This is a genomic window from Trebonia sp. (assembly GCF_030042015.1).
In the GTDB taxonomy this organism is placed as follows: domain Bacteria; phylum Actinomycetota; class Actinomycetes; order Streptosporangiales; family Streptosporangiaceae; genus Trebonia.
Genome location: NZ_JASIAL010000107.1, coordinates 1 through 7,551, shown reverse-complemented (window position 1 = coordinate 7,551; position 7,551 = coordinate 1). Strand labels below are relative to the sequence as shown.

At 70.5% G+C, this 7,551-nt stretch carries 6 protein-coding genes and 1 pseudogene; 5 read left to right on the top strand and 2 right to left on the bottom strand.

The features are described 5' to 3' along the window. A pseudogene (locus Q1N79_RS05370) lies at positions 1-591 on the top strand (DNA polymerase III subunit alpha); the annotation flags it as partial. A gap of 8 nt (positions 592-599) precedes the next feature. On the opposite strand, the gene Q1N79_RS05365 reads toward Q1N79_RS05370, so the two are convergent. Next, positions 600-1,754 (bottom strand): NAD-dependent epimerase/dehydratase family protein, encoded by a 1,155-nt coding sequence (locus tag Q1N79_RS05365; protein ID WP_300605190.1) that lies wholly within the window; start codon positions 1,752-1,754, stop codon positions 600-602. A 355-nt stretch (positions 1,755-2,109) separates the two neighbouring features. Here Q1N79_RS05365 and Q1N79_RS05360 point away from each other — a divergent pair, with 355 nt between their 5' ends. Further along, complete coding sequence (locus tag Q1N79_RS05360) at positions 2,110-2,709, top strand: hypothetical protein (protein ID WP_300605188.1); 600 nt, start codon at positions 2,110-2,112, stop codon at positions 2,707-2,709. A 75-nt stretch (positions 2,710-2,784) separates the two neighbouring features. On the opposite strand, the gene Q1N79_RS05355 is transcribed toward Q1N79_RS05360, so the two are convergent. Then, positions 2,785-3,615, bottom strand: a complete 831-nt coding sequence (locus Q1N79_RS05355; protein ID WP_300605185.1) for a glycosyltransferase family 2 protein — start codon at positions 3,613-3,615, stop codon at positions 2,785-2,787. Positions 3,616-4,050: 435 nt separating this feature from the next. On the opposite strand from Q1N79_RS05355, the gene Q1N79_RS05350 reads away from it, so the two are divergent. The 3 genes from Q1N79_RS05350 to Q1N79_RS05340 form a co-directional block, all read left to right on the top strand. Then, on the top strand, positions 4,051-4,767 hold the full coding sequence (locus tag Q1N79_RS05350; RefSeq protein ID WP_300605183.1) for a precorrin-8X methylmutase: 717 nt from the start codon (positions 4,051-4,053) through the stop codon (positions 4,765-4,767). Between the two features lie 127 nt (positions 4,768-4,894). Further along, positions 4,895-6,193: a uroporphyrinogen-III C-methyltransferase gene (gene cobA, locus Q1N79_RS05345; protein ID WP_300605181.1), complete on the top strand. Its 1,299-nt coding sequence runs from the start codon at positions 4,895-4,897 to the stop codon at positions 6,191-6,193. Between the two features lie 209 nt (positions 6,194-6,402). Continuing rightward, positions 6,403-7,551: GTPase (locus tag Q1N79_RS05340; protein WP_300605179.1), on the top strand; the 1,149-nt coding region annotated here is incomplete at its 3' end.

Sequence of the window (7,551 nt, the reverse complement as noted above, 5' to 3'; positions counted from 1 at the left end):
CACGTGCTGGACTTCTACGCCGGCCTGCTCGACGGGCTCGGCGTGGTCCGCTCCGACCGCCTGGACGGCTGCCGGAACGGGGAGACCGTCTGCGTCGCCGGGGTCAAGGTGGCGACGCAGACCCCTGCGGTCCGGTCCGGGCAGCGGATCATCTTCGCGTCGCTCGACGACGCGGTCGGCCTGGTGGACCTGGCGTTCTTCGAGTCGGTGCAGGACCGATGCGCGGCCCGGCTGTTCGGCTCCTGGCTGCTGCTTGTCCGCGGCCGGGTCCGCCGCGCGGGCGCCGGCCCGATGGCCGTCACGGTCAACGCGACCGAGTGCTGGGACATCCCGGCCCTGGAAGAGATCCGCCTGTCCGGTGGCATGCCCGCGGTACGCGCCGCGATGCTTTCCCCCGGGAGGACGACCCCCCCGGTGACCGCCCAGCCTGGGGGGACTACCCGTCCCCCCGTCCCCTCCTGGCGAGTCACCTTCGCGAACGGCTTCACGCTCTCCCCGTACGCGGAAACCGGCGCCCCTGGCCCCAGTCCGAAGAATCTCCGCACCCTCTGGCACGCCAGCCCAGGCAGCTCAGGGGACACCGCCCCCTGAGCCAGCTGTTAACTCGACGACGGGGAGCGCCAGTTGACCGTGGGGCGCAGCGCGTCGGGACGCACCCGGTGCGCGTACCGCTTGGTGATCTCGAACAGCGACTCGATGAGCGTGTCGGACAGCAGGTGCGGCTGCAGGCCGAGGTCGACGAGCTTGGTATGCGCCACCTTGTAGTAGTGCTCGGGCGCCTCGACCCGCGGGTTCTCCAGGTTCTCGATCGTGACCTCGCCTGGGTAGGCCCGGGCCACGGTCTCGGCGATCTCGCGGACCGACAGCGACTCGGTCATCTGGTTGAACACGCGGAACTCGCCCTTGGTGGCCGGGTTCTCGCAGGCGATCTGGATGCACAGGACCGTGTCCCTGATGTCGATCAGGCCGCGGATCTGGCCGCCGGTGCCGTAGACGGTGAGCGGGTGGCCGATCACCGCCTCGATCACGAACCTGTTCAGCACCGTGCCGAACACCGCGTCGTAGTCGAACCGGGTCGCCAGCCGGTCGTCGCGCGCCGTCTCCGGGGTCTGCTGGCCGTAGACCACGCCCTGGTTCAGGTCGGTGGCCCGCAGGTCCCAGATCCGGCAGGCGAACTCGATGTTGTGCGCGTCGTGCACCTTGGACAGGTGGTAGAACGAGCCGGGGCGCTTGGGGAACATGACCCGGTCCCTGCGCCCGTTGTACTCGATGTCAAGCCAGCCCTCCTCGATGTCGATGTTCGGCGTGCCGTACACGCCGATCGAGCCGAGCTTGACCAGGTGGATCCGCGGGTCGATCTCGGCGATCGCGTACAGCAGGTTGAGCGTGCCGAGCACGTTGTTGGACTGGGTGTAGATCGCGTGGCCGCGGTCGATCATCGAGTAGGGCGCGGCGCGCTGCTCGGCGTAGTGCACCACCGCGTCCGGGCGGAAGTCACCGATCATCCGGTAGGTGAACACCGGGTCGGTGAGGTCGCCGATGTAGCAGCCGATCTCCTTGCCGGTGAGCTCCTTCCACGCGGCGATCCGGCCGCGCAGCGGCTCGATCGGCACCAGGCTCTCCACGCCGAGTTCGTCGTCGTAGTGCCTGCGCGCGAAGTTGTCGGCGACCGCCACCTGGTGGCCGTGCTCCGACAGGTGCAGAGCCGTGGGCCAGCCCAGGTACCCGTCACCGCCCAGTACCAGGATCTTCATTCCGCTGTCTCCTCCCGCAGTCGCCAGCTGCGCCGGTACCTCTATCGTGCCCCATCACGGCCGATCGCAGCGCCGGGAACGCCATCGGCTACCCTTCGAAGCGACCGGACGCTAGACGGTGCGTCTGGCAGCGGCGCCCGACATAACGGGGTAACGTGCTACTAGTACGACCGACCGGACCATCCCCGCAGGTGCGGGCAGTCTCGCGACGTCAACGGGATGAGTCGAGGGGCCTGCGGTTTCCGTGCTGTTCACGTGGTCGCTTTGAGAATCATCGGTCCCGAACTTGAGGAAGTCCATGGCACTCGCGCAGAATCGGCTCATTGCGGCATTGTGGGGCAGGCTCCGAACCAAGGTGGGGGTACGTTTCACCCGTTTCGTCGGTGTCGCGATCGCCTCGCTGGGCACAAGCGAGATCGCGCTCACCCTGTGTAACGGCGTGTTCCACCTCACGGCGACGCCCGCCGCGATCATCAGCTGGTTCGCCGGTGCCGTCGTGAGCTACGTGCTCAGCCGCTGGGCGTGGGAGCGCAAGGGCAGGCCCGACGTGCTGCGGGAGACCGTCCCGTTCTGGATGATCTCCGCGCTGGTCGTCGTGATCTTGACGCTGGCCACGAAGTTCGGCTATCACGCCGCGGCCTGGATGGGCCTGCACGGCGCCAAGCACGTGTTGTTCGTCGACCTTGTCTACTTCGTGGCCAACCTCTTCACGTTCCTCATGCGGTTCGTGATCTTCCACTACGTGCTGTTCGCGGAGCGGACCACCGCCGCCAGGGCCGCCGCCACCGGCCCCGACGCGATCCCGCCGGGCACCCGCACGGCGCCAACCCCCGCCGAGGCCCCGGCCTCCGCGGCGGTCGCCGTCACCGCCGAGGCCGCCGTCGCCCTGGCGCCCGCCGCGAAGGCGCCCAAGGACGGTACGCCCGCCGCGCCGTCAGCCTCTGCCGCCGAGTGACCGCACGCTGAAAGCGACCCCGCGGACGGGGCGCCGTGAACCAGGCGTCCCGCTGGGCACTGCCGGAACGGGCAGTCAGACCCTGGAGCGGCGGCGGCGTTCGCGCCACCAGGTGCCCAGGACGACCCGGGCGAACCTGGCGCCGTAGAAGACGTTGTTCACGCCGGGGATGTGCAGGTTGTAGAAGGGGTTCTGGCCCTTCTTGCTCTCGCCGACCTTCCGCTTGTGGATGGTGGCGGGCACCTCGAGCACCCGGTAGCCGTGCGTGATGATGCCGATCAGCAGCTCGGACGCCTGGTACTGCGGCTGCTCGAGCTGCACGGCCCCGGTGACCTCGGCGCGCATGGCCCGCAGGCCGAACGTCGTGTCGCTGATCCGCTGGCCGGTCAGCAGGGTTACCAGGACGGCGAAGAACCGGACGCCGGCCCGGCGGACCGGGTCCTTGGTCTCCTCGCTGCCCATCCGGCGCGAACCGGTGACGAAGTCCGCCTTGCCCGCGATCACCGGGGCGAGCAGGGGCTCGATCTCCAGCGGGTTGTACTGCCCGTCGGCGTCGGTGGTGACGATGTACTCGGCGCCGCCCTCGCGGGCGATCCGGTAGCCGAGCCGCAGGGCGGCGCCCTGGCCACGGTTGACAGGCACGTCGCAGACGATGGCGCCCGAGGCGTCCGCCTCCTTCGCCGTGGCGTCGGCGCAGCCGTCGGCGACCACGATCACGTCGGCGGCCAGCCCGCAGAGCGTGCGGGGCAGTGCCTCGACCACGGGGCCGACGGCATCTTCCTCGTTGTACGCGGCGATCACGACCGCGACCGGCGGGAGCTTCGTGACCCGCTCCCCGTAACTATCGGCAAGCTTGTGCAGCGCGCTGGCGTCGGTCGCCGCGTCGGCTGGGTTGGAGTAGAACACGTTCAGGCCTCCGTCGCGCTGTCCGGGCCGGACACCGGGCTGCCGGTACTCAGGCCGGTGCCGGGATCGTACGTAGGGCGGCCGATGAGGCCCGAACCTCCCGTGATCACTTCACGGGAACCCGATTCCCTCGCCATCCATGCTCCGTTCGCTGCTGCGGACCAACACGGGTCCGCGCGAAATCTCTGGTCGCGCCTGCGGGAGACTACCCGGCCGAGCTGACAGTTCGCTGAAGGTCGTCCGGTATGACCAGAGATGGCCAGTGGGCAGGTCACCGGACAACCCCAGGCCCCGCAAGTGTATCGGCCTCCTGTTAATCATGGTGGCAATGCTTACGACCTGCCGGACCTGTTATCACCTAAGATCACCGGGCTCGCTCGTAAACGTCATGTTACGTAGGCAACAGGTGACGCAGTCGTTACCAGAAAGTAACCGATGGGCGCGATCCGGGGCGAGCGCGACCGCAACGACCGCGCCGCCCGCGGACACGCCGGCGTGGTGGTTGTGCCGCCGGACATGCTGGTGGTTGGCTGGGCAGACATGACCGAGGCAACCTCCCCTGTCATCGACCCGGCGCAGGCCGAGTCGTACCGTGTGCTGAGGTCCCGCATCGACCTGAGCGTCCTGCTGCCGCTGACCCGCGCGGTCACCGAGGCGATTGTCTGCGCGACCGGCGACTTCGACTACGTCACCGACCTGGTGTGCGACGAGGCTGCCCTGGCCGCCGGGGCCAGGGCCATCGCGGCCGGCGCGCCGGTGGTCGCCGACGCGCCGGTGGTCGCCGCGGGTATCACCGGCTGCCCGGTCATCTGCAAGGCAGCCGAGCCGCTTGCCGTCCGGCTGGCCAGGACCACGGGGATAACGGTGCCGGCCGCCGGGATCCGGCTGGGGTTCGGTGAGGCAGGCCCGCGGTCGGTGTGGGTGCTCGGCGGCACGGCGGACGCGCTCGAAGAGCTCCTGCGCCGGGTGGTCGATCCGGCGCTGGTGATCGGGGTGCCGGCCGGTTTCGCCGGCGCGGCGGCGGCGAAGGACGCGCTGCGCGCCAGCGGCGCCCCCGCGCTGAGCAACCTGTCGGAGAAGGGCGGCCCCGTGGTGGCTGCCGCCGCCTTCGGCGCCCTGCTGCGCGCCGCCAGGGACGAACCCCAGCCGTAGCGTCCCTGACCGCGGCGACAGCCAGCCGTTCCAGCCACCTTGGCGTCGCCGGACACCCGTTCGGGTACGTTTCGGTCGCGAGAAGTTGTTTAAAACCGCGAGAACGGGCACGATCCGAGAGGCGGCCGTGGCGGGAACACAGGATCAGGCGTACCTGCTCGGCCTGCGGCTGGGCGGCAGGCGGGTCCTTGTCGTCGGCGGCGGCGCGGTGGCGGCCCGCCGCGTGCCGAGACTGCTCGCCGCCGGCGCGGACGTCGTGCTCGTCTCGCCCGGGGCCACGCCGTCTCTAGAGGACCTGGCCGCCACCCGGCGGATCGAGTGGCTGCGCAGGGAGTACCGGCAGGGGGACTGCGCCGGCGCCTGGCTGGTCTGCGCGTGCGCGGGCTCTGCCCAGGTCAACGCGAGCGTGGCGGCGGAGGCCGAACGCCAGCGGACCTGGTGCGTGCGAGCCGACGACGCACGCGAGTCGACGGCCTGGACCCCCGCCTCCGGCCAGGCGGCCGACGCCGCGATCGGCGTGCTCAGCGGGGACCCGCGCCGCAGCGCGGCGATCAGGGACGCGATCGTCGGGGGACTGCAGGACGGGACGATCTCGGCGCGGCACCACAGGCACCGCGGTCACGGCGTGGCGCTGGTCGGCGGCGGTCCCGGCGACCCCGGGCTGATCACCGTGCGCGGCAGGCAGTTGCTCGCCGAGGCCGACGTGGTGATCGCGGACCGGCTCGCGCCGCGCGAGCTGCTCGCCGAACTGCCCCCCGACGTCCTCGTGATCGACGCGGGGAAGGTCCCCTACGGCCGGGCGATGTCCCAGGAGGAGATCAACGAGGCGCTCATCGAGCACGCCGCGAACGGGCGGTTCGTGGTCCGGCTGAAGGGCGGAGACCCGTTCGTGTTCGGCCGTGGCGGCGAGGAAATGCTGGCGTGCCTGCGCGCCGGGATTCCTGTGACGGTGGTGCCTGGCGTCAGCAGCGCGGTTGGGGTGCCGACCGCGGCAGGTGTGCCGGTGACCCACCGCGGCACCGCACAGGACTTCCACGTGGTATCCGTGCACGTGCCGCCCGGCGACGAGCGGTCCACGGTGGACTGGGAAGCGCTGGCCAAGGCCGACGGGACGCTGGTGCTGCTGATGGCCCTGGAAAGGATCGGGACTGCAGCGGCGGCGCTGATCCGGTGCGGGCGGCCCGGGAACAGTCCGGTTTCGGTAATCGCGGACGGTACCATGCCCAATCAGCGCACAATTTACTCAACGCTGGACGAAGTCGAGAGGCAAGTCGCGGACGCGGGGCTCCGGCCCCCGGCCGTGGTGGTTATCGGCGGCGTGGTGACCATCGCGGCGGAAGCAGCGGAACTTGCCGGGCTCGCACGGAACGTAGGCTCGGCCCCTTCGCTGGTGGCCCCATCGGCGGAGGATAATAAGCGAGCGTAATACCAGGCGGGATGATGGAAGGAAAGGGCATGGCGGCGGAACAATCGCCGTCGCCCAGGATAGGGCGCCGAAACGGCGCGGGCACCGCGGGCACGGCGGATACGGCCAATTCCGCGGCAGCGCCCGCCGGCGGCGAAATGGGAGCGCCTGGTGATGATCCGGTGTCACCGCGTGGTGGCAATTCTGTACGAGGCGGGAAGGAATCAGGCGTGTCCGACGGCTGGCAGCAGTCGCGGGTCCGGGTAGACGCGCGGCTTCTTGAGGCTACCCTGCTCAACCTCAGGAAACGGATCGCCGCGATACCGCTGGTCTTCGATATCCCGGGCGCCGAGGAGGTGTCGGCGGAGCGGGCCAAGCTGCTCAGCCAGATCGACGACTACCTGCTGCCGCGGGTCCGCCAGTCGGCGGCGCCGATCCTGGTCGCGCTCGTCGGCTCCACCGGCGCGGGGAAGTCCACGCTGATCAACAGCATCGTCGGCACCCAGGTCAGCCTCACCGGCGTGCGCCGCCCCACCACGAACTCGCCGGTGCTCGCCTGCCACCCGGACGACATCGGCTGGTTCGCGGAGAACATGTTCTTGCCCACGCTGCCGCGGGTGCGCCAGGAAGGCCTGGCCAGACCCGGGCGAGACGGGCTGCTCGTGCTCGCCGCCTGCGAGGGAATGCCCAAGGGCGTCGCGCTGCTCGACACCCCGGACATCGACTCGGTGGTGCGGGCGCACTACGAGTTCGCCTATCAGTTCCTCGACGCCTCGGACCTGTGGCTGTTCATGACGAGCGCCGGCCGGTACGCGGACGCGCCCGTGTGGGAGATCCTGCAGCACGCCAGGGAACGCGGTGCCGCGCTCGGCATAGTCCTGTCCCGCGTACCGCCGAGCCATCGCATCGAGCTCATCGAGCACTTCAGCGCGATGCTCGACGCGAACGGCATCGCGGCAACCGAGCGGTTCGTCATCCCGGAGACCGGCATCGTGGAGGGCATGCTGCCGGTCGACGTCTTCCAGCCGATACGGGACTGGCTGGCCGACACCGCGCAGCATGCCGACAGAAGGGTCGCGGTGCTCAGCCAGACGATGGCGGGCGTGCTCGACACGTTCAAGACGCGGGTCCCCAGGCTGGCGGCGCACGTGGACGCGCAGGCCGTGCTCCGTAACCGGCTGCGCCGTGAGGCCGAGGCCGCGTACGCGGGCGCGCTCACCGACTTCGACAGCGGAACGCGCGGCGCGCAGCTGCTGCGCGGGGAGGTGCTGGCCCGCTGGCAAGACTACGCGGCGAGCGGCGACCTCGGCGCGGCGCTGCGCGGCAAGCGCCCGGTGCGCAAGGGCCGGCGGGCGCGCAAGGGCGGCGCGACAAGCACG

Coding starts and splice junctions, on each gene's coding strand:
- Q1N79_RS05365 (WP_300605190.1), bottom strand. CDS start 1,754: ATGAAGATCCTGGTACTGGGCGGTGACGGGTACCTGGGCTGGCCCACG.
- Q1N79_RS05350 (WP_300605183.1), top strand. CDS start 4,051: ATGGGCGCGATCCGGGGCGAGCGCGACCGCAACGACCGCGCCGCCCGC.